This window comes from Methylobacterium sp. Leaf111, from assembly GCF_001423285.1.
In the GTDB taxonomy this organism is placed as follows: Bacteria; Pseudomonadota; Alphaproteobacteria; order Rhizobiales; family Beijerinckiaceae; genus Methylobacterium.
Genome location: NZ_LMNE01000001.1, coordinates 388,992 through 413,479, shown reverse-complemented (window position 1 = coordinate 413,479; position 24,488 = coordinate 388,992). Strand labels below are relative to the sequence as shown.

At 70.0% G+C, this 24,488-nt stretch carries 23 protein-coding genes; 17 read left to right on the top strand and 6 right to left on the bottom strand.

The window, feature by feature from the left end:
- The first annotated feature begins 115 nt into the window (after positions 1 to 115).
- Together ASF41_RS01770 and ASF41_RS01765 are read left to right on the top strand one after the other, a co-directional pair.
- A complete protein-coding gene (locus tag ASF41_RS01770) occupies positions 116 to 1,705 on the top strand; it encodes a catalase (protein WP_056490336.1) in 1,590 nt (529 codons plus the stop codon).
- A gap of 441 nt (positions 1,706 to 2,146) precedes the next feature.
- Positions 2,147 to 4,099 (top strand): bifunctional diguanylate cyclase/phosphodiesterase, encoded by a 1,953-nt coding sequence (locus tag ASF41_RS01765; protein ID WP_156653174.1) that lies wholly within the window; start codon positions 2,147 to 2,149, stop codon positions 4,097 to 4,099.
- A 94-nt stretch (positions 4,100 to 4,193) separates the two neighbouring features.
- Here the strand turns inward: ASF41_RS01765 and rplS are convergent, their stop codons facing one another.
- Positions 4,194 to 4,649 (bottom strand): 50S ribosomal protein L19, encoded by a 456-nt coding sequence (rplS, locus tag ASF41_RS01760; RefSeq protein WP_056210896.1) that lies wholly within the window; start codon positions 4,647 to 4,649, stop codon positions 4,194 to 4,196.
- A 268-nt stretch (positions 4,650 to 4,917) separates the two neighbouring features.
- Here rplS and ASF41_RS01755 point away from each other — a divergent pair, with 268 nt between their 5' ends.
- From ASF41_RS01755 to ASF41_RS01710, 10 genes are all read left to right on the top strand, one after another.
- Positions 4,918 to 5,484 carry a NifU family protein gene (locus tag ASF41_RS01755; protein ID WP_056353627.1) on the top strand — a complete coding sequence of 189 codons (567 nt, stop codon included), beginning with the start codon at positions 4,918 to 4,920 and terminating at the stop codon, positions 5,482 to 5,484.
- A gap of 159 nt (positions 5,485 to 5,643) precedes the next feature.
- Positions 5,644 to 6,321 (top strand): tRNA (adenosine(37)-N6)-threonylcarbamoyltransferase complex dimerization subunit type 1 TsaB, encoded by a 678-nt coding sequence (gene tsaB, locus ASF41_RS01750; RefSeq protein WP_056210900.1) that lies wholly within the window; start codon positions 5,644 to 5,646, stop codon positions 6,319 to 6,321.
- Positions 6,318 to 6,839 carry a GNAT family N-acetyltransferase gene (locus ASF41_RS01745; RefSeq protein ID WP_056490330.1) on the top strand — a complete coding sequence of 174 codons (522 nt, stop codon included), beginning with the start codon at positions 6,318 to 6,320 and terminating at the stop codon, positions 6,837 to 6,839. Before tsaB ends, ASF41_RS01745 begins: the two co-directional genes overlap by 4 nt.
- A gap of 27 nt (positions 6,840 to 6,866) precedes the next feature.
- Positions 6,867 to 7,799: a 1-acyl-sn-glycerol-3-phosphate acyltransferase gene (locus ASF41_RS01740; RefSeq protein ID WP_082503910.1), complete on the top strand. Its 933-nt coding sequence runs from the start codon at positions 6,867 to 6,869 to the stop codon at positions 7,797 to 7,799.
- Positions 7,796 to 9,136 (top strand): tRNA (N6-isopentenyl adenosine(37)-C2)-methylthiotransferase MiaB, encoded by a 1,341-nt coding sequence (gene miaB, locus ASF41_RS01735; protein WP_056490326.1) that lies wholly within the window; start codon positions 7,796 to 7,798, stop codon positions 9,134 to 9,136. Before ASF41_RS01740 ends, miaB begins: the two co-directional genes overlap by 4 nt.
- Positions 9,137 to 9,268: 132 nt before the next feature.
- The gene (locus tag ASF41_RS01730; RefSeq protein WP_056210906.1) at positions 9,269 to 10,393 is read left to right on the top strand and encodes a PhoH family protein; all 1,125 of its coding nucleotides are present in this window, start codon (positions 9,269 to 9,271) and stop codon (positions 10,391 to 10,393) included.
- Positions 10,390 to 10,932 carry an rRNA maturation RNase YbeY gene (ybeY, locus tag ASF41_RS01725; RefSeq protein WP_056490322.1) on the top strand — a complete coding sequence of 181 codons (543 nt, stop codon included), beginning with the start codon at positions 10,390 to 10,392 and terminating at the stop codon, positions 10,930 to 10,932. The genes ASF41_RS01730 and ybeY overlap by 4 nt, the downstream gene beginning before the upstream one ends.
- 36 nt (positions 10,933 to 10,968) lie before the next feature.
- Complete coding sequence (locus ASF41_RS01720) at positions 10,969 to 12,081, top strand: hemolysin family protein (protein ID WP_056490320.1); 1,113 nt, start codon at positions 10,969 to 10,971, stop codon at positions 12,079 to 12,081.
- A gap of 10 nt (positions 12,082 to 12,091) precedes the next feature.
- Positions 12,092 to 13,768, top strand: coding sequence for an apolipoprotein N-acyltransferase (lnt, locus tag ASF41_RS01715; RefSeq protein WP_056490316.1), 1,677 nt, complete (start codon positions 12,092 to 12,094; stop codon positions 13,766 to 13,768).
- Positions 13,765 to 14,940 carry an MFS transporter gene (locus ASF41_RS01710; protein ID WP_244479516.1) on the top strand — a complete coding sequence of 392 codons (1,176 nt, stop codon included), beginning with the start codon at positions 13,765 to 13,767 and terminating at the stop codon, positions 14,938 to 14,940. Before lnt ends, ASF41_RS01710 begins: the two co-directional genes overlap by 4 nt.
- Positions 14,941 to 15,061: 121 nt before the next feature.
- Here the strand turns inward: ASF41_RS01710 and ASF41_RS01705 are convergent, their stop codons facing one another.
- Positions 15,062 to 17,128, bottom strand: a complete 2,067-nt coding sequence (locus ASF41_RS01705) for a protein meaA (protein WP_056490313.1) — start codon at positions 17,126 to 17,128, stop codon at positions 15,062 to 15,064.
- Between the two features lie 597 nt (positions 17,129 to 17,725).
- Here ASF41_RS01705 and ccrA point away from each other — a divergent pair.
- Positions 17,726 to 19,003 (top strand): crotonyl-CoA carboxylase/reductase, encoded by a 1,278-nt coding sequence (ccrA, locus tag ASF41_RS01700; RefSeq protein ID WP_056210916.1) that lies wholly within the window; start codon positions 17,726 to 17,728, stop codon positions 19,001 to 19,003.
- A gap of 54 nt (positions 19,004 to 19,057) precedes the next feature.
- Here ccrA and ASF41_RS25540 read toward each other — a convergent pair whose 3' ends face one another.
- A complete protein-coding gene (locus ASF41_RS25540; protein ID WP_200917632.1) occupies positions 19,058 to 19,225 on the bottom strand; it encodes a hypothetical protein in 168 nt (55 codons plus the stop codon).
- 177 nt (positions 19,226 to 19,402) lie between these two features.
- Here ASF41_RS25540 and leuD point away from each other — a divergent pair, with 177 nt between their 5' ends.
- The 4 genes from leuD (at position 19,403) to ASF41_RS01680 (ending at position 22,703) form a co-directional block, all read left to right on the top strand.
- Positions 19,403 to 20,005, top strand: a complete 603-nt coding sequence (leuD, locus tag ASF41_RS01695; protein ID WP_056490311.1) for a 3-isopropylmalate dehydratase small subunit — start codon at positions 19,403 to 19,405, stop codon at positions 20,003 to 20,005.
- Between the two features lie 171 nt (positions 20,006 to 20,176).
- Entirely contained in the window at positions 20,177 to 21,382 is a 1,206-nt protein-coding gene (locus tag ASF41_RS01690; RefSeq protein WP_082503904.1) for a lytic murein transglycosylase, read from the top strand.
- Positions 21,379 to 21,765: a RidA family protein gene (locus ASF41_RS01685; protein WP_056378370.1), complete on the top strand. Its 387-nt coding sequence runs from the start codon at positions 21,379 to 21,381 to the stop codon at positions 21,763 to 21,765. Before ASF41_RS01690 ends, ASF41_RS01685 begins: the two co-directional genes overlap by 4 nt.
- Positions 21,766 to 21,779: 14 nt before the next feature.
- The gene (locus ASF41_RS01680; protein WP_056490308.1) at positions 21,780 to 22,703 is read left to right on the top strand and encodes an NAD-dependent epimerase/dehydratase family protein; all 924 of its coding nucleotides are present in this window, start codon (positions 21,780 to 21,782) and stop codon (positions 22,701 to 22,703) included.
- A 61-nt stretch (positions 22,704 to 22,764) separates the two neighbouring features.
- Here the strand turns inward: ASF41_RS01680 and ASF41_RS01675 are convergent, their stop codons facing one another.
- From ASF41_RS01675 to ASF41_RS01665, 3 genes are all read right to left on the bottom strand, one after another.
- Complete coding sequence (locus tag ASF41_RS01675) at positions 22,765 to 23,100, bottom strand: hypothetical protein (RefSeq protein ID WP_056490305.1); 336 nt, start codon at positions 23,098 to 23,100, stop codon at positions 22,765 to 22,767.
- A 110-nt stretch (positions 23,101 to 23,210) separates the two neighbouring features.
- Positions 23,211 to 24,053, bottom strand: coding sequence for a DUF1206 domain-containing protein (locus ASF41_RS01670; RefSeq protein ID WP_056490301.1), 843 nt, complete (start codon positions 24,051 to 24,053; stop codon positions 23,211 to 23,213).
- A 24-nt stretch (positions 24,054 to 24,077) separates the two neighbouring features.
- On the bottom strand, positions 24,078 to 24,422 hold the full coding sequence (locus ASF41_RS01665; protein ID WP_056210929.1) for a hypothetical protein: 345 nt from the start codon (positions 24,420 to 24,422) through the stop codon (positions 24,078 to 24,080).
- Between the last annotated feature and the right edge of the window lie 66 nt (positions 24,423 to 24,488).

The following is a 24,488-nucleotide window of genomic DNA, read 5'->3' as shown; positions in this document are numbered from 1 at the left end:
TGGCCAAATCGCTCGCGGCGGGCCATAAGGCTGTCTCAGAACCATTCCAGGTTTTCAGCCAAGGTCTGAACGCGGCCACCGCCGCGTCGATCTGTTCCGAACGAGAGAGCACCGCATGAGCGATCAGCGCCCGATTCTCACCACCCGCCAAGGCCACCCGGTTCGCGACAACCAGAGCACCCGGACGGTGGGCGAGCGCGGCCCGGCGACCCTCGAGAACTACCAGTTCATCGAGAAGATCACCCATTTCGACCGGGAGCGGATTCCGGAGCGCGTGGTCCACGCCCGCGGCGCCGGCGCCCACGGCTACTTCGAGGCGTATGGCAAGATCGGCAACGAGCCCGCCTCCAAGTACACCCGCGCCCGCGTCCTGAACGAGACCGGCGTGAAGACCCCGATGTTCGTGCGCTTCTCCACCGTCGCCGGCGCCAAGGAGTCGCCCGAGACCGAGCGCGACCCGCGCGGCTTCGCGGTGAAGTTCAAGACCGTCGACGGCAACTGGGACCTGGTGGGCAACAACCTCAAGGTCTTCTTCATCCGCGACGCGATCAAGTTCCCCGACATGATCCACGCGTTCAAGCCGGACCCGGTGACCAACCGTCAGGAGGCGTGGCGCTTCTTCGACTTCGTGGCGCAGCACCCCGAAGCCATCCACATGGTGACGCACCTGAAGTCGCCCTGGGGCATCCCCGCCAACTACCGCGAGATGGAGGGCTCGGGCGTCAACACCTACAAGCTGGTCAACGACCAGGGCGAAGCGGTGCTGTGCAAGTTCCACTGGGAGCCCAAGCAGGGCATCCGCAACCTGACCTCGGCCCAGGCGTCCGAGATCCAGGCCAAGGATGTCGGCCACGCCACCCGTGACCTCTACGACAACATCAAGGCCGGCAACTTCCCCGAGTGGGAGTTCTGCGTGCAGATCATGCCCGACGGCCCGAACGACCACCTGTCGTTCGATCCCCTCGACGACACCAAGCTCTGGCCGGTGGAGGACTTCCCCCTGTTGCCGGTGGGCCGCATGGTGCTGGATCGCGTGCCGGACAACTTCTTCGCGGAAGTCGAGCAGTCGGCCTTCGGCACGGGCGTCCTCGTGGACGGCATCGACTTCTCGGACGACAAGATGCTCCAGGGGCGCACGCTGTCCTACTCGGACACGCAGCGCTACCGCGTCGGCGCCAACTACCTGCAGCTGCCGATCAACGCCCCGCAGCCGGGCGTGAAGGTCTATTCGAACCAGCGCGACGGCCAGATGACCTACGGCGTCGACGGCACGGGTCCGAACCGCCACATCAACTACGAGCCTTCGACCCTGGCCGAGGGTCTGCGGGAGGCTCCCAAGCCCGCCAAGGACTACCACCAGCCGGTCCAGGGCAACCTCGGTCGCTACCAGACCTCGCGCACCGAGGACGACTACACCCAGGCCGGCGTGCGCTACCGCTCGTTCCAGGATTGGGAGCGCGAGGACCTGATCGCCAACCTCGTCGGCGACATGAAGCAGTGCCCGGAGCCGATCCAGCTGCGGATGGTCTGGCATTTCCTCCATGCGGATGAGGATTACGGCCGCCGCGTCGCCGAGGGTGCGGGCATCGACCTGGAGAAGGCCCGTGCTCTGCCGCCGCTGCCGGGCCGCGCGGCTCCGGGCCAGCGCCTCCAGGCCGAGACCTATACCGACGGCAGCCAGGCCCACAGCATCGCCGCCGAATAGACCGCCCTTCCCATAACGAAGACTGATCGAGTCCCGCAGGGTCAAGCGACCCTGCGGGACTTTTTCGTTGGTCGGTCCCCGGTGCACGGCAGGTCCAGGGCGGATCGGAAGGAGCCCTCAACGGAGGGGTCGACGCGACGACATCCATCGGGACGCGAGGCGAATACATCGCGCGACGGTCGCGAACCTCGGGATTCGTCTTCTGGGAACGCTGAGCACTGACGCTTATCGGGCAGTCTATTCGGCGGCTCTTATTGTGACGAGCGAAGGTGTTTCCAGAACTGAGCACGATATGTTTACAGATCGGGTCGCTAAATGCCAGGCATGAGGAAGTTTCAGGCTATTGCGGCGCAGGACTAGAGATCGGCATTGATCGCGAACCAGAAAAACTCCGTCGAAACGATCATCGAGCGCGATCGGGCGCGCGCGGTTCTGCGGGGCATGCCCGCGACGCTGATCGCGAACGTTCTGGTCTCGGTGTCCCTCGGCGGTATGATGTGGGACCTCGTGCCGCGTGGGCTCATCCTCGCCTTCGTCGGCCTCAACGGTCTGCTCAATCTCGCTCGCGCTCTGATCGCCGCCCGATGGCTGAAGCGGGACCACGCCACCCGGCACCCGGGCCGGATCCTGGCCTTTGCGTGGATCGGGGCCCTGTTCTCGGGCCTGTGCTGGGCCGTGGCCCTGATCGGCCTCGCCTGGAACGGACAGACCCAGTCCGTCGCGATCGCCCTGGCCTTCTGGAGCCTGAACGTCGGGGTCATCCAGAGCAAGGTGTCCCGCGCGCCCGCCATCGCCTTCATGCTTCCGAGCCTCACGATCCTGACGGTCCTGTTCCTCGTCGAGGACGCGCCGAGCTCGCCGTTCATCGCCGCGAACCTGATCGTCCTCGCGGTGCTGATGATCCGCAACGCGACCGATCAGGAGATGCATTACCTGCGGTCGAGCCGCCTGAAGCTGGAAGCCACGGAGCTGGCCGCATCGCTGAAGGCCGCCAACATCGCGGCGGAACAGGCCCTGCGCCGGGTGGAATATGCGGCGACCCACGATCACCTGACCGGCCTGCTCAACCGGGCCGCCTACCAGACAGCCTTCGAGGCGTGGTTGAGGGACGGGGCGGCGCATGGGAAAGGATTTTCGGTTCTGCTGATCGATCTCGACCGCTTCAAGGTCATCAACGACACCTTCGGGCATGCCGTGGGCGACGAGGTCCTGGCGGAGGCGGGCGCACGCCTGAGGCGGATTCTCGGAGAGGATGCCGTGGTGGCCCGGCTCGGCGGCGACGAGTTCGCAGCCCTGATCCCCAACCGGTCCGGGAAGGAGGACGGGCCGAGGCTGGCGGGGGAGATCGTGGCGCAGCTCGCCGTCCTCGTCACGGGATCCGGCCGCACCATGCAGGCCGGGGCCAGCGTCGGCATCGCCCGGTATCCGGGTGACGCCCACACCCTTACCGACCTGCAGTGCCAGGCCGATCTCGCCCTCTATGCCGCCAAGACGGCGGGACGCGGCACCTGGCGCCCCTTCCACGCGAGCATGGGCGCGCAGCTGAAGGCCCGCCACGTCATCGAGCGGGATCTCCCCGAGGCGCTGGAGAGCGGCGCGGTCCAGGCCTGGTTCCAGCCGCAGCTCGACTGCGAAACCGGGCTCGTCATGGGCGTCGAGGCGCTCCTGCGCTGGAAGCATCCGGCGCTGGGCTGGATCTCTCCCCCGGACGCGATCGCCGCCGCCGCCGCCACCCGTCGATCGCAGGCCCTGACCCGGACCATCCTGCGGCAGGCCTGCCGCATGGCGCAGGTTCTCGACGAGAACGGGCACGAGTCCGTCGTGGTCTCGGTCAACGTCTCGCCCAACGAGTTCGGGGCCTATCCGATCGCCGACATGGTGGCGGCCGAACTGTCCGGGCACGGCCTGTCCGCCGCCCGGATCGCCCTCGAGATCACCGAGGAGGCGGTCTACTCGAACGAGCGCGGCGGCAAGGACGTCGACGCCCTGATCGACATGGGGGTGGGCATCATCGTGGACGATTTCGGGGTGGCCTACTCGTCGGTCGGGTCGCTGCGCGACCTGCGCTTCGACGGCCTGAAGGTCGACCGGAGCTTCATCCAGGGAATCGTCGACAGTCCCCGGGACCGCGTGCTCCTGGAGGCCATCCTGGCCTTCGCCCGCACCCTCGGGGTGACGGTCCTGGCGGAGGGGGTGGAGACGAACGCGCAGTTCCAGCTGCTGCGCCAGCTCGGATGCCCGGCCGTACAGGGCTACCACTTCGCCCGGGCCATGCCGTCGACGCAGACCCTGGCCTGGATCACCGAGAACGATCTCACCGCGCGCATCGCCCGGCAGGGCTGGGCGGCCAGCGGTTGGACGATCGCGGCGCACCCCGCGGTCGCGCAGGCCTGATCGCCGAAACCGAAAAAAGGCCCGCTCGATCGCTCGAGCGGGCCTGATGGCGGGGGCGGGGGCGCGGTGCGCCGCCCGGGTCTCACCCCAAATCTTACTCGGCGGCGGTCTTCGCGGCGCTCTTGGCGGCCTTCTCGGCCTTGCGGGCGTCCTTGTTCGCCTTCGAGGCATCGGCCTTGGCGGCCTTCTCGGCGGGGCGGTCGGCGCGCTCGACGATGCGGGCGGACTTCCCGCGACGGTCGCGCAGGTAGTACAGCTTGGCGCGACGCACCTTGCCGCGACGGACGACGGCAATCGAATCGATCAGCGGCGAGTAGAGCGGAAACACGCGCTCGACGCCCTCGCCGTAGGAGATCTTGCGGACGGTGAAGCTCTCGTTGAGGCCGCCGCCGGAGCGGCCGATGCACACGCCCTCGTAGGCCTGCACGCGGGTGCGCTCGCCTTCCTTCACCTTGACGTTCACGGTCACCGTGTCGCCGGGCTGGAAATCGGGGATGGTCTTGCCGAGCGAAGCGATCTGCTCCTGCTCCAGCTGCTGGATGATGTTCATGGTCAAGTTCCTGCCGGTGCGCGCCCGAGGCCCCCGGATGGGACCGCGTGCGTCAGGATTTCGGCATCCTGTTTTGAGTTGAGGCGGGCCTTACACGAGGTGCGGCCCCTTGTCCAATGGCCGGTGAACGCCCCCCCGCGCGGGCGGCGTGGCGCGGACGCGGTTGAGAAAATCCCGCGCGCGGTCCACATGGAGGGTGCGGCGGGGACGTCCGCCGCCATTCCCGGCCGGCCTTGAACCGGCGCAGCGGACGAGGATCCTGTCCACCATGTTCATCCAAACCGAAGCCACCCCGAACCCCGCCACCCTGAAGTTCCTGCCCGGCCGGGTCGTCCTGCCCGAGGGCACCTTCGAGGCGCGCGATTCCGAGGCCGCCGCCCGCTCGCCCCTGGCGAGCCGGCTCTTCGACGTGCCCGGCGTCTCGGGCGTCTATCTCGGTCACGACTTCATCTCGGTCACCAAGGCCGAGGACGACAACCTCTGGCCGCAGGTGAAACCGGCGGTTCTCGGCGCCATCATGGAGCACTTCCAGTCCGGCGCCCCGCCCCTGGCCGAGGGCCACGTCGCCGGCAGCGACGACGCCGAGGAGTTCTTCGACCCGGCCGACCTCGAGACCGTCGAGACGATCAAGGACCTGCTCGAGACCCGCGTGCGCCCCGCCGTGGCCAGCGATGGCGGCGACATCACCTTCCGGGGCTACAAGGAAGGCGTGGTCTACCTGGAGATGAAGGGCGCCTGCTCGGGCTGCCCGTCTTCCACCGCGACCCTGCGCAACGGCGTGCAGAACCTGTTCCGCCACTTCCTGCCGGAGATCCGCGAAGTCCAGGCGATCTGAGGCCCGACATTCCGGCGGGCCGACGCAAAGCCGCAACAGGTTCGCCCGAATTTCTCCACGATGGCCGCTCCGCCCTGACGGAGCGGCCGTTTTTGTCTTAAAGTCGTGGCCCCGGACGCCTTCGCGCGGTCCGGGGGTGTGGCACGATCGGGAGTGAGTTTGCGTATCCTCGCCATCGACACGGCGCTCGACGCCTGTTCCGTCTGCATCGCCTCGGATTCGACCGACGATCTCCTCGCGCACGAGTCGATGGTCCTCGGCCGCGGCCATGCTGAGGCGCTGCTGCCGATGATCGAGCGGGTCGTCGCGCGGGCCGAGGGCGGCTTCGAGGCCCTGGACCGCGTCGCCGTGACGGTCGGGCCGGGCAGCTACACGGGCCTGCGGGTGGGGCTCTCTGCGGCCCGGGCCGTGGGGCTGGCCACCGGCATCCCCGTGGTCGGCGTCACGACCCTGTCGGCCCTGCTGGCGCCCCTGCTCGCCCAGAACGGCGAGGGCCTGATCGTGGCCGCGATCGATGCCCGGCACGGATCGGTCTACCTTCAGGCGATGAGCATGACGGACGGGATCGTCGTGCCGCCGAGCCACCTCCCGGTGACCGAGGCGGCGGCGATGCTCGATGGCGTCGTCACCCTCGTCGGCTCCGGCGCGCCCCTGGTCGCCCAGGCGGCGAAGGCCCGGGGCCTCGACGTGGCGGTCGCCGGCACCGGCGCGGCCGAGATCGCCTGGGTCGCCTCGCTCGGCATGCTGGCGGACCCCGCCCAGGCGCTGGCGCGTCCCCTCTACCTCCGCGGTCCCGACGCCCAGCCGCAAGACCACGCGAGGCTCGCCCGCCGATGACCCGTTCGCTGACGCCGTTCTGGCCCTTCGAGATCTGGTCCGCCTGGTGGGAAGCCTGGGGCACGGCGCCCTACGTCACGCTGCTGCGGGATTCCGGCCAGGCTCGGGCCCTGGCGCGCATCCACGCCACCGCCTTCGCGCGGCCCTGGGACGCGCACGAGTTCGAGCGCATGCTGTGCGAGCGCTCGACCGAGGCGCATGCCCTGTGGAAGAACGGTGCGATCCAGGGCTTCGTCCTGTCGCGCCGGGCGGCCGACGAGGCCGAGATCCTCACCGTCGTGCTGGCGCCCGCCGCCCGCGGCGGCGGCCTCTCGCACAAGCTCGTCGCCGCCCATCTCGAGCACCTCGTCCAGTCCGGCGTCCGGACGGTCCACCTCGAGGTCGACGAGGGCAACGCGCCGGCCCTGAAGCTCTACGCGCGCCACGGCTTCCGGCAGGTGGGCGAGCGGACGGGGTACTACACCCGGGCCGACGGAACCCGCGCGACGGCCCTGACCATGACGGCGGTGCTGGCGTGACGCCACCCGGCGCGCGCTAGCCAGCCGATGTCCCGCCTCGGCGCGTATTGCCGCCTGGCGCTCTGCGTCGTGGTCTTCCTCGTCATCGTCGGGCCTCACCTCCTCAGCCTGCGCTTCGGACGCGGCCGGATCGCGGCCTGGATGCCGGTGCTGTTCCACCAGGTGTTCGTCGCCTTGTTCGGCCTGCGGGTGACCCAGAGCGGCTCGCCGCCGGCGGCGGATGAACCGGCGCTCGTGCTGGCGAACCACGTCTCCTGGCTCGACATCATCGTCCTGGGCTCCCTGCGGCCGCTGTCCTTCGTGGCGAAGTCCGAGATCGCCGGCTGGCCCGTCATCGGCACCCTGGCGCGGCTGCAGCGCACGGTGTTCATCGACCGGGCGCGCCGGGCCGACACCGCCGCCGTCAACGCCACGGTGGCGCAGCGCCTCGGCCGCGGCGACCTCATCGTGCTCTTCGCGGAGGGCACCACCGGGGACGGCACCCGGCTGCTGCCGTTCCGCTCCTCGCTGGTCGGCGCCGCCCGCGCGGCGGTCGCCGGGGAGGGTCCCGCCCGCATCCGGCTTCAGCCGCTCGCCATCACCTATCCCCGCCGCAACGGCCTGCCGCTCGTCCGCCATCAGCGCCCGGAGGTGGCCTGGTACGGGGACATGGAGCTGGCGCCCCATCTCTCCGCTTTCTTCGACGGCGGCCCCATCGACGTCCACGTGGTCTGGGGCGCGCCGATCGCCGTCGAGGCCGGCACGGATCGCAAGCGCGCCACCGCCCTGGCGGAGGCCTCGGTGCGCGCCGCACTCCAGCGCGGCGTCACCGGCCGGCCACCCCTGGGGCCGGTCTGGTCGGGTCCCCGGATTCGCCCCGGCATCGAGGATGGCGCATCGCCGGGGCGAGGGATCGCGACGCCGCAGACGAACCGTGCTATGCGCGGCGCGGAAGTGCTGTCACCGGAATCGGACCGTTGAAGAAAGCCTACGTCAAATCCTACGGCTGCCAGATGAACGCCTACGACGCCGCCCGGATGGCGGACGTGCTGGGTGCCGAGGGCTATGCGGCGACCGACGCGGTGGAGGAGGCGGACGTCGTCATCCTGAACACCTGCCACATCCGCGAAAAGGCCGCCGACAAGGTCTATTCCGAGCTCGGCCGGCTGCGGGTGCTCAAGGGTGAGCGGGCCGAGGCTGGGTACGAGACCCGGATCGTCGTCGCCGGCTGCGTCGCCCAGGCGGAAGGGGCCGAGATCCTGGCCCGCGCCCCCACCGTCGACGTGGTGGTCGGCCCGCAGAACTATCACCGCCTGCCGGACCTGCTGGCGCGCTCGGCCTCGAAGCGCGTGGTCGACACCGAGTTTCCGGCCGAGGACAAGTTCGACCACCTGCCGGCCCGCCGCACCCACGGGGTCACGGCCTTCCTCACCGTGCAGGAGGGCTGCGACAAGTTCTGCGCCTTCTGCGTCGTGCCCTATACCCGCGGCGCCGAGGTCTCGCGCTCCGTGGACGCGATCCTGGCCGAGGCCGAGAAGCTGGTGCGCGGCGGCGTCCGCGAGATCACCCTCATCGGTCAGAACGTGAACGCCTATCATGGCCTGGGCCAGGACGGCGGGAGCGCGACCCTGCCGGCGCTGATGCGCGCCCTGGAGCGCCTCCCGGGCCTCCTGCGCCTGCGCTACACCACCAGCCATCCCAACGACATGGACGACGACCTCATCGCCGCCCACGGCACCCTGCCGGCCCTGATGCCCTACCTGCACCTGCCGGTGCAGTCGGGCTCCGACCGGGTGCTCAAGGCGATGAACCGCAAGCATACCGGCGACGCCTATCGCCGAATCATCGAGCGCGTGCGCGCGGCCCGGCCCGACATCGCCCTGTCCTCCGACTTCATCGTCGGCTTCCCCGGTGAGACGGACGCCGAGTTCGAGGACACGATGCGGCTGGTGCGCGAGATCGGCTTCGCCAGCGCCTTCTCCTTCAAGTACAGCCCGCGCCCCGGTACCCCGGCGGCCGACAGCGCCGATGCCGTGCCGGAAGCCGTGAAGTCCGAGCGCCTCGCCGCGCTCCAGACCCTCCTCGACGCGCAGCGCCACGCCTTCAACGCAGCCGCGGTGGGGCACGTGGTCGAGGTGCTGGTGGAGAAGGCCGGACGCCATCCCGGCCAAGTCGCCGGCAAGACGCCCCATCTCCTGCCGGTCCAGTTCGACGCGCCGGCCTCCACCATCGGCACCGTCGTTCCTGTGCGGGTGATCCGCGCCGGCTCGAACAGCCTCTTCGGCGAGGCCCTCGGCGGCACGGCGGCGGCGGCTTGAGGGCGCGTTCCGGCCCCGTCGGTCGATACGCCGCGCCGATCCGCCCCTGTCCGGCGCGCCCCGGGCGACCATCTCGGAATCGTCTGCGATGCGATGCGGCCTCGGACGGTCGGCGCGGACCCCCTGTAATGAATGAAGGACGACGGCGTGCCGGGATCTGAAGGGTCGAGTGGACGCGGTGGCGCGTTGCGCGGGCGCGGCCCGGCGGCGCGGATCGAGGGCCTGGTCGAGACCGAGGAGGTCTCCCTGACCTTCGACGACAATCGACTCGCGAGCCTGGTCTTCGGCCAGTACGACCAGAACGTCGCGCATATCGAACGGCGCCTGGCCGTGACCGCCACCGCGCTCGGCAACCATCTCGTGGTCAAGGGCGGCGTCGAGGCGGCCGAGAAGGCCCGCAAGGTGTTCGAGCGGCTCTATGCCCGGGTGAAGGCGAGCGGCCTGCCCCTGACCCTCGGCGACGTGGACGGGGCGATCCACGAGACGACGCAGCAGGGCAACCTGTTCCCGGCGGCGGAGGTTAGCGCCGAGCCCGACCGGGCCGTGTTCGACCAGCTCGCCACCCGCAAGCGCGGCGCGGTGCGTGCCCGCAACGCGGCGCAGGACGCCTACATCAAGGCCCTGCGCAGCCACGAGCTCGTCTTCGCCGAAGGGCCGGCCGGCACCGGCAAGACCTGGCTCGCCGTGGGCTACGCCGTGTCGCTGCTGGAACAGGGGCACGTGGAGCGCCTGATCCTGTCGCGCCCCGCCGTGGAGGCCGGCGAGCGTCTCGGCTTTCTCCCTGGCGACATGCGCGAGAAGGTCGACCCCTACCTGCGGCCGATCTACGACGCCCTCTACGACTTCATGGAGGCCCGCCACGTCGACCGCGGCCTGCAGACCGGCGTCATCGAGATCGCGCCCCTCGCGTTCATGCGCGGCCGCACCCTGACCAACGCCGTGGTGCTCCTCGACGAGGCGCAGAACACCACGTCCATGCAGATGAAGATGTTCCTCACCCGCCTCGGTGAGAATTCCCGCATGATCATCACCGGTGATCCGAGCCAGATCGACCTACCGCCGGGCCAGAAATCCGGCCTCGTCGAGGCGGTGCGCGTCCTCGACGGCGTCGAGGGCATCGGCCGCATCACCTTCCGGGACGTCGACGTGGTGCGCCACGACCTCGTGCGCCGCATCGTCACCGCCTACGAGGCCGCGGCCCACGGGGAGGGCGACGCCGACCGCCAGACGGTCTCGCGCCGGAGGCCGCTGTCGTGAGCGCCGGCCGCGCCGGCGAGGCGGAGATCGACGTCGCGATCGAGGACCCGCGCTGGGAGAGCGTCGCGCCCGACCTCGAAGCCTTCGTGATTCGGGCCGTCGAGGCCGGCCTCGCCGTGGCCCCCGCGCCGCCCGAGGGGCCGGTCGAGATCAGCATCCTGCTGGCCACCGACGCGGTGGTTCAAGACCTGAACCGGACCTGGCGCGGCAAGGACAAGCCCACCAACGTGCTGTCCTTCCCGGCGCCGGCGCAACCCGCCCATGCGGGCATGCCGGTGCCCCTGGGCGACGTGGTTCTTGCGTATGACACGATGCTGCGCGAAAGTGCGGAGCAGTCGAAGCCGCTCAGCGATCATCTGGCCCATCTCCTCGTCCATGGCACCCTTCACCTCCTTGGTCAGGACCACGAGACCGGCGAGGCGGATGCCGATGCGATGGAAGTCCTCGAGGTCGCGGCCCTCCGTACCCTCGGCGTGCCCGATCCCTATGCGCCCGACCCCTCTTCGGCAGAACCGCCTGCCGAGCGAGCGGCCCCGTGAGCGGCGATCCCGCCTGACACTCCAGATCAGAGAGACATGACAAACGATCGAAGTCGCGGCGCGGCCCAGGCCGCGCCCAGTTCCGGCGACGGTGAGAGCCAGGCCCGCGAGCCCTGGTACGACCGACTCCTGCACGTCTTCCACCTTCGTCCACGCGATTCGCTGCGCGACGACATCGAGGACGCGCTAGCCGAGCCCGACACCGGCGAGAACGCGTTCTCGCCCCTCGAACGCGCCATGCTCAAGAACGTCCTCGGCCTGCACAAGGTGCGGGTCGACGACGTGATGATCCCCCGGGCCGACATCGTCGCGGTGTCGATGGAGACGAGCCTCGGCGATCTCCTGAAGCTGTTCCGCACGGCCGGGCATTCGCGCCTGCCGGTCTACGGCGAGACCCTCGACGACCCCCGCGGCATGGTCCACATCCGCGACTTCGTCGACCACATCGCGGCCCGGGCCGAGGCCGGCAGCCGTCGCACGCCGCCCGTGGCCCCGGCGACCGAGGGCGAGGCCGCCCCCGTGCTGCCGCCCCGGGCGCGGCGGGGCGCGCGGGCCCTGCGCACCCTCAACCTCGCCAATGTCGACCTCTCGGCCACCCTGGCCGCCACCCGCATCCAGCGCCCCGTGCTGTTCGTGCCGCCCTCGATGCCGGCCATCGACCTTCTGGTGCGGATGCAGGCGACCCGCACCCACATGGCCCTCGTCATCGACGAGTACGGCGGCACCGACGGCCTGATCTCGATCGAGGATCTGATCGAGGTGGTGGTCGGCGACATCGAGGACGAGCACGACGTCGCCGAGGGACACCTCGTCCAGCGCGTCGACGGGGAGGGCGACGTCTTCGTGGCCGATGCCCGGGCCGGCCTCGCCGAGGTCTCGGCCGCGAGCGGTGTCGACCTCGTAGCGGCCGTCGGGGAGATGGCCGAGGAGATCGACACCATCGGCGGTCTGATCGTGACCCTCGCCGGGCGGGTGCCCTCCCGGGGCGAGCTCATCAGCGGACCGGGCGATCTCGAATTCGAGGTGCTCGACGCCGATCCGCGCCGGGTGAAGCGCCTGCGCCTGCAGCGCGGCGACGCCCGCATCACCGCGGTGGTGCCTCTGGCGCTGCCCGCCCCGAAGCCCGCGCCCGAATCGCCGGCCGCGTGACGGAGCCGGCATGACCTCGATCCTCGCGGACCGCGTCGGGCGCGGTCCGGCGACGGGACCGCTCGCCGCCCTGGCCCAGTGGGTCATGCTGACCGCCGGCTGGCGCCGCCTCGCCGTCGCGATGGCCTCCGGCGCGCTGGGCGCCCTCGCCATGCCGCCCTTCGGGCTGTTCCCCGCCCTCGTGGTCTCCCTGAGCGTTGCCGTCTGGCTCGTCGACGGAGCTGCCACGGGGCGCCAGGCCACCCGCGGCGCGGTTCTCGCGAGCGCGGTGATCGGCTGGGCCTGGGGCTTCGGCTACCTCACCGCTGGCCTGTGGTGGCTCGGCTCCGCCTTCCTGGTGGAGGCCGAGGAATTTCTCTGGGCCCTGCCCCTCGGCGTCGTCGGCCTGCCGGCGGTGCTCGCCCTGTTCTACGCCTTCGGCTTCGCGCTGGCCCGCCTGCTCTGGTTTCGGGGGGCGCTGCGCCTCGTCAGCCTCGCGCTCGGCCTCTCCGCCTGCGAGTGGCTGCGCGGGCATCTCTTCACCGGCTTCCCCTGGAACACCCTGGGCATGGCGCTCGGCCAGAACCTCTGGCTGATGCAGGGCGCGGCCGTGGTCGGCCTCTACGGCCTGACCGTCCTGGCGATCCTCGTCGCGGCCGCGCCCGCGACCCTGGCGGTCGCCGAGACGTGGCGCGGCCGCTTCGTTCCCCTCGGCCTCGCCGCTCTCGCCCTCGCGGGGCTCGCGGGCTTCGGCGCCCGACGGGTGCCGGCCATCGCGGATCCGGTGGTCCAGGGCGTGCGCCTGCGCCTCGTCCAGCCGAACCTGAACCAGGACGCCAAGTTCCGGCCCGAGAACCGCCAGGACATCCTCGACCGCTACCTCGAACTCAGCGACCGCGCCGCCGCGCCTGACCGCTCCGGCATCGCCGACGTCACCCACGTGATCTGGCCGGAATCCGCCTTCCCGTTCCTGATCCAGCGCGACCCCGAGGCCCTGGCCCGGATCGCCGCCGCGTTCCCGCCGGGCAAGCAGCTTATCACCGGCGCGGCCCGGGCCAAGGTGCCGGTGGGCGACGAGCGGCCGCGCTTCTTCAACAGCATCCTGACGCTCTCCGGCGGACCGAAATTCGGCGACATCTACGACAAGGTCCACCTGGTCCCCTTCGGCGAGTACCTGCCGGGCCCCCTCGACGCGACCCTGCGCGCCCTGCACATCCGGCAGTTCGTCTCGATTCCGGGGGGCTTCACGGCGGGCGACCGGGCGACCCAGCGGATCATGACCGTGCCGGGCCTGCCGCCGGTGGCGGCGACGATCTGCTACGAGGCGATCTTTCCGGGGGCGATCGTGCCCGGCGCGACGCCGAACGGTCCGCCGCTGGTGCCGGGGCTGATCCTCAACCTCACCAACGACGCCTGGTTCGGCGACACGCCGGGGCCGCGCCAGCACCTCGCCCAGGCGCGCCTGCGCGCCGTGGAGGAAGGGCTCCCCTTGGTCCGCGACGCCAATACCGGCATCTCGGCCGTGATCGACGCCCATGGCCGGATCACCGCCAGCCTGCCGCTGGGCGTCGAGGGCGTCCTCGACGCCGATCTTCCGGCGCGCCTGCCGGGCCGGACCCTCTATGCCCGCCTCGGCGACCTGCCCTTCGGTCTGGTCTGGGTCGGATGCTTCCTGACCCTCCTGGCGGCACGGCGGCGAAGCGCGTGAAGACCACCCTGCGGATCACGGCCCGCCCGATCCTGCTCGGTCTCGGCATCATGCTGGTCGCCTTCAACATGCGTCCGGCCCTGACGACCGTCGGCCCGCTCCTCGAGCGCATCCGCGCCGAGACGGCCCTGAGTGCGGCCGGGGCGGCGCTGCTCACCACGCTCCCGGTGCTCTGCATCGGCCTCGCCTGCACCCTCGGCCCCTGGGTGATGCGACGCCTCGGCTCCGATCGCGGCGTGCTCCTCGCCGTGGCGGTGGTCGCCCTCGGCTCCGGCCTGCGCGGCCTCGGGGGGCTGGGACCGCTCTTCGTCGGCGCCTGCCTCGCCGCCCTCGGCATCGGTCTCTCGGGCGTGCTGCTGCCGGGCCTGGTCAAGCGCGACTTCCCGGGCCTGACGGGCGTCGTCACCGGCCTCTACACCATGGTGCTCTGCCTCGGCGCCGCGGCGGGCGCAGGCCTGTCGGTGCCCCTCGCCGACGGGCTCGGCGGCTGGCCCGCCGCGCTCGCCCTCTGGGCCGTGCCTGCCCTGGCGGCCACCCTCGCCTGGGCCCCCTTCGCCCGGGCACCCGAGACCGCCCCCGGCGCGGCGCAGCGGATCTCCCTATGGCGCGATCGCCTCGCGTGGCAGGTCACCGGCTTCATGGGCCTGCAATCGTCGCTGGCCTACATCATGTTCGGCTGGCTGCCCCTGGTGCTGCACGATCGGGGGCTCAGCGCGGTGGAAGCGGGCTTCGTGTCCTCGCTGATGAGCATCGGGCAGGCGCCGGCCGCGCTCCTGGTGCCGTCCTTCGCGGCCCGGGTCCGCGATCAGCGGGGCTTCGCGGCGGGCCTGCTCGCCCTCTGCGTGCTGGCCCTCGTCGCCCTGGTCTACGGCCCGCTCGCCTGGGCCTTGCCGGTCGGGATGCTGCTCGGAGCAGGCCTCGGCGGCCTGTTCGGCCTCGGCCTCACGATCATCGTCCTGCGCGCCCGCGATCCGGCCACCGCCGGCAGCCTCGCGGCGATGTCCCAGAGCGTCGGATATACGGTGGCGTCCCTCGGGCCCTTGAGCTTCGGGCTGGCGCACGATCTGACGGGCACCTGGGCCGCCTCGACGGCCCTGTTCTGCACCATCGCGGCCGGCGCCTTCCTGTGCAGCCTGAGCGCGGGGCGCGACCGCTACGTGGGCAAGCCGTGACGGGCTGAGGGCCGACCGCCGCCGCTCCGCGGCGCCGGGAGCGATCACGCTCCCGTCCGGGCGCTCCCGGAGCGCGGCGCCCTCTGCGTCATGCAGGAGGGCGACGCGTGAGCGTGGTTCGTCAGAACACCTTTTCAGACGTGTCGCCGCGCGGTGTCGCGCCCGCGATGCCGGCCTTGGCATCGGCCTGCTCGGCGGCGCGCTTGTCGAGGGCGCGCTCCACCACCTTGGCGATGCCCACCATGATGGTGTCGAGGACGTAGTCCTTCGGGGTGTAGACCGCCGTGACGCCCATGTTCTTGAGCACCAGTTCGTCGTCGGGCGAGATGATGCCGCCGACCACCAGCGGGATGTGGTCGAGGCCGGCCTCGCGCATCTTGGCCCGGACGTCCCGCACCAGCGGCACGTGGCTGCCCGAGAGGATGGACAGGCCGACCACGTGGGCGCCGGTCGACTTGGCCTTGGCGACGATCTCGGCCGGGGTCTGGCGGATGCCGTCGTAGGTCACGTCGAAGCCGACGTCGCGGGCGCGCAGCGCGATCTGCTCGGCGCCGTTGGAATGGCCGTCGAGGCCGGGCTTGCCGACCACCAGCTTCGGGGTCTCGCCAAGACGTTCGCCGAGATCGGCGATCAGGAGCTTGGCGTCCTGGGCCGCCCCCGAGGAGATGGTCTCCAGGGTGACGCCGGTGGGGGCGCGGTACTCGCCGAAGACCTGGCGCAGGCGCCCGCCCCACTCGCCGGTGGTGACGCCGGCCTTCGCCGCCGCGATCGAGACCGGCATGATGTTGGCGCCCGAGCGCGCCGCAGCCTCGAGCGCGTCAAGGGCGGTCTCCACCGCCTTGCCGTCGCGCTTGGACCGCCACTCGCGGATGCGCTGCTCGGCCTCCATCTCCACCGTCTCGGAGACGGTGAAGATCGCGCCCTCGCCGGCGGTGAGGGGCGAGGGTTCGCCGGCCTGGAACTTGTTCACGCCGACTACGACCTGATCGCCGGCCTCGATGGCCGAGATGCGCCGGGCGTTAGATTCCACCAGGGCGCGCTTGAGGGCGCCGGTCTCAACCGCCGCCACGGCGCCACCGATGCCGCCGATCTCTTCAAGAGCCTGGCGGGTCTCGGCCTTCAGGGCCTCGACCTTGGCGTCGATGACCTTCGAGCCGTCGAAGATGTCTTCGTATTCCAAGAGGTCGGTCTCGAAGGCGAGGATCTGCTGCATGCGCATCGACCATTGCTGGTCCCAGGGGCGCGGCAGGCCGAGGGCCTCGTTCCAGGCCGGCAGCTGCACGGCGCGGGCGCGCGCCCGCTTCGACAGGGTCACGGCGAGCATTTCGATGAGGATGCGGTGGACGTTGTTCTCGGGCTGCTGCTCGGTCAGTCCGAGCGAGTTCACCTGAACGCCGTAGCGGAAGATTCGCTTCTTCGGATCGGTGATGCCGTAGCGCTCCTGGGCGATCTCATCCCAAAGCTCGGAGAACGCCCGCATCTTGCAGATCTCGGTGACGAACCGCATGCCCGCGTTCACGAAGAACGAGATCCGGCTGAACACGTCGGCGAAGCTGGCCTCGTCGAAATCGGGGTCGTCGCGCACGGTGTCGAGCACCGCGATGGCGATGGCGAGCGCGTAGGACAGTTCCTGCACCGGCGTCGCCCCGGCCTCCTGCAGGTGGTAGGAGCAGACGTTCATTGGGTTCCACTTCGGCACTTCCTTGGTCGTGAACAGGATCACGTCCTTGGTCAGCCGGAGGGACGGCGCGGGCGGGAACACGTAGGTGCCCCGCGAGAGGTATTCCTTGATGATGTCGTTCTGGGTGGTGCCCTGAAGCCCTGCGAACGGCGCGCCCTGCTCCTCGGCCACCGCGAGATAGAGCGACAGCAGCCACGGCGCCGTGGCGTTGATCGTCATCGAGGTGTTCATCTGCTGCAGCGGAATCTGGTCGAACAGGGTCCGCATGTCGCCGAGATGCGCGATCGACACGCCGACCTTGCCGACTTCCCCCCGGGCGAGCTCGTGGTCGGGGTCGTAGCCGGTCTGGGTCGGCAGATCGAAGGCCACCGAGAGGCCGGTCTGTCCCTTGGCCAGGTTGCCGCGATAGAGCGCGTTCGACTCCTTGGCATTGGAATGACCCGCATAGGTGCGGATGATCCACGGCTTGTCGCGCTTGGTCTCGGCGACCGCTGCCTGTCCGCTCATCCCGGAACACTCCCTCAAGACTGAATTTGATGTGATCTCAAATTGCATTTGACTGCTGTCGATCACTTGCGGCGCACCCTAGCGAAGCGCGTTCGCCACGTCATCAGCACCAAAGACCATCCGCGGCAGCCCAGGTCTGCGCGGTCTCGTCGACGCCCTCGAACTCACGGAAACGTGCCGCCCATCGGGGGGACCGTGCGGTCCAACCCTGGTGCCGCAGCCCGGCCTTCCGGGGACGGTCCCAGCGACCTGTGGACAACTTCCGCAAAGCTGGGTGGGTCGGGTAGCCCCGTCGCACATCCGCGAATTGGACATTGGTACAAGGCGGCGTCGGGCCGTATCGCGGCGCTGCCGCGGGCGGCAGATCGTCGGGAGGTGGGCCACGGGCAGATAAGCCTCTGTACGATGGGCGCTAAAGGCCCGGTGCATCACGAGAATATTGAATACAGGATGCCGTCGGCTCAAGAAGTGGCCTCTTCTTGTGGGCGTGAAGGTTTCTTGGCCTCAGCCGAAAAGATTCTTGGCGGTTCGGGCTCTTGGACGGCTCTCGGTTCGCCGATATAGCGAGCAGCACAAGAAGTGACGGGGAGAGCCAAGATGGCCGCGAGCGCTGCGTCGAGCACGACGGAACTGAAGGACCTGTACGAGATGGGCGAAGTGCCGCCCCTCGGGCACGTGCCGGCGAAGATGTACGCCTGGGCGATCCGGCGCGAGCGGCACGGGCCGCCCGAGCAGTCGCACCAGCTCGAGGTTCTGCCCGTCTGGGAGATCGGCGACGACGAGGTGCTGGTCTACGTCATGGCCGCCGGCGTGAACTACAACGGCGTCTGGGCGGGCCTCGGCGAGCCGATCTCGCCCTTCGACGTGCACAAGGGCGAGTACCACATCGCCGGCTCGGACGCCTCCGGCATCGTCTGGAAGGTCGGCGCTAAGGTGAAGCGCTGGAAGGTCGGCGACGAGGTCATCGTCCACTGCAACCGCGACGACGGCGACGACGAGGAGTGCAACGGCGGCGACCCGATGTTCTCCCCATCCCAGCGCATCTGGGGTTACGAGACCGGCGACGGCTCCTTCGCCCAGTTCTGCCGGGTGCAGTCGCGCCAGCTCATGGTGCGCCCCAAGCACCTGACCTGGGAGGAGGCGGCCTGCTACACGCTGACCCTCGCCACCGCCTACCGCATGCTGTTCGGTCACGCCCCGCACACCGTACGCCCGGGCCAGAACGTCCTGGTCTGGGGCGCCTCTGGCGGTCTCGGCGTGTTCGCCGTGCAGCTCTGCGCCGCCTCGGGCGCCAACGCCATCGCGGTGATCTCCGACGATTCCAAGCGCGACTACGTCATGAGCCTGGGCGCCAAGGGCGTGATCAACCGCAAGGAATTCGACTGCTGGGGCCAGCTGCCGAAGGTGAACTCGCCTGAGTACAACACCTGGCTCAAGGAAGCCCGCAAGTTCGGCAAGGCGATCTGGGACATCACCGGCAAGGGCAACGACGTCGACATCGTGTTCGAGCATCCGGGCGAGTCGACCTTCCCGGTCTCGACCCTGGTGGCCAAGCGCGGCGGCATGATCGTGTTCTGTGCCGGCACCACGGGCTTCAACATCACCTTCGACGCTCGCTACGTCTGGATGCGCCAGAAGCGCATCCAGGGCTCGCACTTCGCCCACCTGAAGCAGGCCTCGGCCGCCAACCAGTTCGTCCTCGACCAGCGCATCGACCCGTGCATGAGCGAGGTCTTCCCCTGGGAGAAGATCCCCCAGGCCCACACCAAGATGTGGAAGAACCAGCACGCCCCGGGCAACATGGCCTGCCTCGTCAACGCGCCCCGCGCCGGCCTGCGCACGGTCGAGGACGTGATCGAGGCCGGAAAGCGCTAGGCGGCGGAAGCCGTCACGGCCCGCCCGTTTCGGCGGGCGGGTTCGGAGCGACCCTCACCTGCCCTTCTCGGAGGGCAGGTGTTTTGCGTATTCCTCACGCTCTTCCTTCTGCTTGATCAGGTCCGCGTAGGCTTGGCGCATCTCGGGCGACACTGTCACCGAGCGCGCTTTTTCCTTCTTGCGCTTGGGCGCTTTCTTGAACTGGTTGGTGGTCTCGGTCATCGCCGCCCCTCGTGTCGTGCCGGACAGGGAGCATAGGCGCGATGCGCGACGATCGCGAGACGCGCGGCCCCCGTCTTTCAGGGGCGCCCCCTGGCTGTTAGATATCGCCCAAGCGCGACGCCCCGACCGTTCCTGGGAGAGGCCGCCGCGCATCGCGAGACCACGGCAACCGGCATCATGGAAAAATTCACCACCCTGGAGGGCGTCGCGGCGCCCATGCGGATCATCAACGTCGACACCGACCGGATCATCCCGAAGCAGTATCTCAAGACCATCAAGCGCACCGGCCTCGGCAAGGGCCTGTTCTCGGAGATGCGCTACCACGACGACGGTTCCGAGAACCCGGATTTCGTCCTGAACAAGCCGGCCTACCGCAACGCCAGGATCCTCGTGGTCGGCGACAATTTCGGCTGCGGCTCGTCGCGCGAGCACGCGCCCTGGGCCCTGACCGATTTCGGCATCCGCTGCGTCATCTCCACGAGCTTCGCCGACATCTTCTTCAACAACTGCGCCAAGAACGGCATCCTGGCGATCACGGTCTCGCCGGAAGACCTGGAGAAGCTGTTCGAGGATGCGGAGCGTGGCTCCAACGCGACCCTGTCGGTGGATCTCGAGGCCCAGACCATCAAGGGGCCCGACGGCGGCACCCTGCACTTCGACATCGATCCCGGCCGCAAGGAGAGCCTCCTGAACGGCCTCGACGAGATCGGCCTGACCCTGAAGCGGGCGCCCGCCATCGACGCCTACGAAGAGAAGCTCGCCGCGCGCGGCTTGGCCTGAATTCGGGCGAACCCGGCCCTCCGCTCGATCGCAGCGCGGTTGGGCTCGGGGTGGCCGGGTCCGGAGGGCGACCGCCCCGGAGCATTCCGCTCCGGCCTCAACCGTTCGTTAACCCTGGTATCGCCTGAATCGGCGATCACAGTTTCAACGAACGCATTGGCGGAGAACACGATGGCATTCGGCCGATCGGGTAAGACGGCGACCCTCTCCTGCGGAGCGGCCGCGGCCCTCCTGGCGATCTGCGCACCGGCCCGGGCCGACTTCCAGGATTGCCTCGGCAGCCTGCAGGCACAGGCCGCCGCGCAGGGCATCTCGGCCCAGACCTTCCGTGCGGCGACGGCCGGGATCACCTACGACGAGAAGGTGCTGGAACTCTCTCAGGCTCAGCCCGAGTTCAAGACGCCGATCTGGGACTACATGGCCGCCCTCGTGGACGAGGAGCGCGTCGACGACGGCAAGGCCGCCATGCGCCAGCACGCGCAGGCCCTGGCCAATGCGGAGGCTCGCTACGGCGTCGACCGGCACACCATCGCGGCGGTCTGGGGCGTCGAGTCGAACTTCGGGAAGAACCTCGGCAAGATGCCGCTGGTGCAGTCCTTCGCCACCCTGATCTGCGCCAATCATCGCCGGAAGGAGTTCTTCAAGGGCGAGCTGATGGCGACCCTGAAGATCATCGAGCGCGGCGATATCGATCCCTCCCGCTTGAACGGCTCCTGGGCCGGCGCCTTCGGGCAGACCCAGTTCATGCCCACAACCTATCAGCGCCTCGCCGTCGACGGGGACGGCGACGGGCGCCGCGACCTCGTCGATTCGGTGCCGGACGCGGTCGCCTCCACGGCGAACTTCCTGCGCGTGGCCAGGTGGAACAACGGCCAGCCCTGGGGCTACGAGGTGAAGGTGCCGCGCGGCTTCAATGCCGGCGCGGCGGGGCGCAAGAACAAGAAGGCGATCGCCCACTGGGCCTCCCTCGGCGTCACCCGCATCGACGGCCGTCCACTCTCGGGCGAGGGACCTGCCGGTATCCTGCTTCCGGCCGGCATCGACGGACCGGCCTTCCTGGTGACGAAGAACTTCGACGCGCTCTATTCCTACAACGCCGCCGAATCCTACGGTCTCGCCATCGCGGTGCTGTCCGACCGCCTCCGCGGTCGCGGCGGCATCCAGGCCGACTGGCCCACCGACGATCCGCCGCTGTCGCGGGCCGAGCGCCGCGACCTGCAGGCCCGCCTGACCAAGCGCGGCTTCGACGTCGGCGAGCCGGACGGCAAGGTCGGGTCCAAGACCCGCGACGCCATCAAGGAGGTCGAGCGCAGCCTCGGCATGCCGCCCACCGGCCGGCCAGGGGCCAAGGTCCTAGAGGCGCTGCGACGCGGATGAGCACACGGCGCCTGATCGACTCCGGCTCGCCCTTCGAGTCGGCCTACGGCTATTCCCGCGCCGTGGTGCAAGGCGGCTTCGTCTTCGTGGCCGGCACCACCGGCTACGACTATGCCACGATGACGATGCCGGTCTCGGCGGCCGACCAGGCCGAGGCCTGCTGGCGCACCATCGGCGACGTCCTGGGACAGGCCGGGGCCGGGCTCGCGGACATCGTGCGGGCAACCTACTACGTGACGGATCGAACGGAGGCCGAGGCGGTACTCGGGGTCTGCGGCCGGAACCTGGCTGAGATCCGGCCCGCCGCCACGATCGTGATCGTCGCCGGCCTGTTGCGTCCCGAGATGAAGGTCGAGATCGAGGTCACGGCGCTGCTGCCGTAGGAGGGGTTCGTCCCATGGGTGGGCCGCTGATCGCACTCACCGGCGCCACGGGCTTCATCGGGCGGCACCTGCTGCGAAGCCTGTCGCAGCGCGGCTTTCGGGTGCGCGTCCTGCTCCGTCGGCCGGTCGAGGTCGCGGAGGGCGCGAGCAGCGCCGTCGTCGGCGACCTGACCCGGCCGATGAACATGGCCGCGGCCCTCGCAGGGGTCGACGCGGTGGTGCATTCCGCCGGATTGTCGCTGACCATGTCGGGCACGCCCGAGGACGATTTCCGGTCGTCCAATACCGAAGCGACCCTGCGGCTCGCCGAGGCCGCGGTTCGCGCCCGGGTCCAACGCTTCGTCTTCCTGTCCTCGATCCGGGCGCAGACCGGGATCTCGGCGGCCGGGATCGTGACGGAGTCCGATCTGGCCGCCCCGACCGACGCCTACGGGCGCTCGAAGCTCGCAGCCGAAGCGGCCCTGGCCGAGACGGGGCTCGACTGGGTCGCTCTGCGCCCCGTGCTGGTCTATGGCGCCGGCGTGAAGGGCAACGTCGCGACCCTTGTGCAACTGGCGCGCTCCGCCATGCCGCTGCCCCTTGCCAGCCTCAGGGGCCGCCGCTCCCTCGTCTCGGTGGAATCGCTGGCGCAGGCGGTCGCCGTGGCGCTCGAAGCGCCCGGTCCCTTGCGTCGCCCGCTCATCGTGGCCGAGCCCGACCCGCTGACGCCGGGCGAGATGGTCACGGCGTTGCGGGCCGGCTTCGGACGAAGCGCCGGCCTTCTGCCGACGCCGTCCGTGTTGCTGGGGCTCGCCTGTCGGATGGCCGGACAGGAGGCGGCCTATGCCCGCCTCTCGACCAGCCTCGTCGCGCGCGCGGATGGATTGGCATCGCTGGGATGGAGGCCGGAGGGCACGGCGCGGGACGGTCTGGAACGCTTCGCCCGCAGCCAGACATGACGAAGGCCCGGCATCGCCTGCCGGGCCTCGACCGATGCGAAGTTTTTCGCGGTCTGCCGGCTCAGCGACGGACGTCGAGCACTTCGCCGGACCGGCTGTCGAGAACGACGGAGATGTCGTCGCCCCGGCGGTCCGAACCGCGGACGATCAGGCGCGGGCCGCGGCGGTCGACGCCGTCGACATCCACCAGACCCTCGCGGCGGGCGATGCGGGCAGCCTCACCGCGCGTCAGCTCGCTGCGCGGCGGGCCGCGATCGTCGTAGCCGCGGCGGTAGCCCGGATCGACCTGGACGCCGCCGGGACCGATGGAGATGCCCTGGGCGAAAGCGGGAGCGGCGGACAGGCCAAGGCCCAGGGCCACGAGGCTGCCAACCAGGCGTGTCGAATGGATTCGCATGATGTCTTCCCCCCTCTGACAGGCGCGCCGCCTCGACCCATCGCCGTCGCTGCGCATCCTTCAGTTTGGGGCCTCAATCGACGCGGGTCTGAATTTGTTCCTGAGCAGCGTCAGCGTACCGCGCGAATCGCTGCGGCCACGGCGTCGTCGGTCTGGTCGATGTCCGGCGCGTCGATGTGGCGGAAGCGCGCCTGGATGAGGCCGAAAGCGCCGAAGGCGAAGTGGCCCGCGGCCACGATGGCGAGCAGCACCCAGCCATAGGGTTGCGCGCGCAACGCCGCGAAGGCGCCGGCCAGACCCTTGACCTCCGAAGAAGCCTGATACCAGGCCGCCGCGATGAAGAACCCGCCGATGATCAGGAAGGCGACGCCCCGGGCGGTGTACCCGAACTGGCCCACGGGCTTGGCCCAGCGGCAATGGTCGGCATCGAGCTTCAGGCGATCGGTGACGTCGCCCTTGAACGCCTTGACCAGGAAGGCGACACCGCCCCCCATCACCCCGAGGCCGATCAGGCCCACGAGCCACAGGCCGAAGGGCTTGGCCAGAAGCCAGGCCGTCCAATCCTGGGCGGCGTCGCCGCCCCCGCGCCCGAGGCCAAGGGCGAGGCTCGCGGCGGTGATGGCGAGGCCGGTATAGATCGCGGCGCTCAGGAGATGGGCGAGCCGGACGGTCAGGCCCTTCAGCGAGGTCCCGCGCCGGTCGGCATCGGTGAGGCCCTCGATAAAGCGCCAGACGGCGAATCCCAGCAGCCCGGCCGCGATCAAACCGACGAGCACCACGCCGAACGGTCCGGCGAGGACCCAGCGGAGCGCACTCTCGCTGTCACCGGCACGGCCGCCCTGGCCGATGGCGGCCAGCACCGCCAGCCCCCCAACGATGCAGTAGACGATGCCGCGGGCGCCGTAGCCGAATCGAGCGACGCGCTCGATGGTGTTGTGTCCGAGGGTGAGCAAGGCATTTCCCGGGGTCGCGCGACGTTATCCGTCGGAGGAACGCACAGCCTTACCGGATAGTGCCACGTAGAACCCGAGGCCATCGCCGGCCGGGAGGGTCTGCAGGCGATCGACGAGGCCCTTGCGCTTCGCGTCGAGGAGCAGGCGCCCGATCGGCTGGAACAGGGTTTCGCCCCCGCCCTCCGGCGGTGGAGCCAGGCGGATCGCCACCGTCTTGCCCTTCCCGAAGCGACTGCGTTCCAGCATGTCCGCGAGGGAGGCCTCCGCGGTCGGACGATTGGTCTCGCGCAGGTCGAGGACCGATTCCGCATCGGTCACCCCGAGCGAACCGCGCAGCTTGTTGGCGTAGAAATCTTCGAAGTGGGGCACCGGGCGGCTCAGTCCTGGCTGGAGACGAAGATGGCGCGCATCGCAGCGCAACGCCATCGTAGCCGT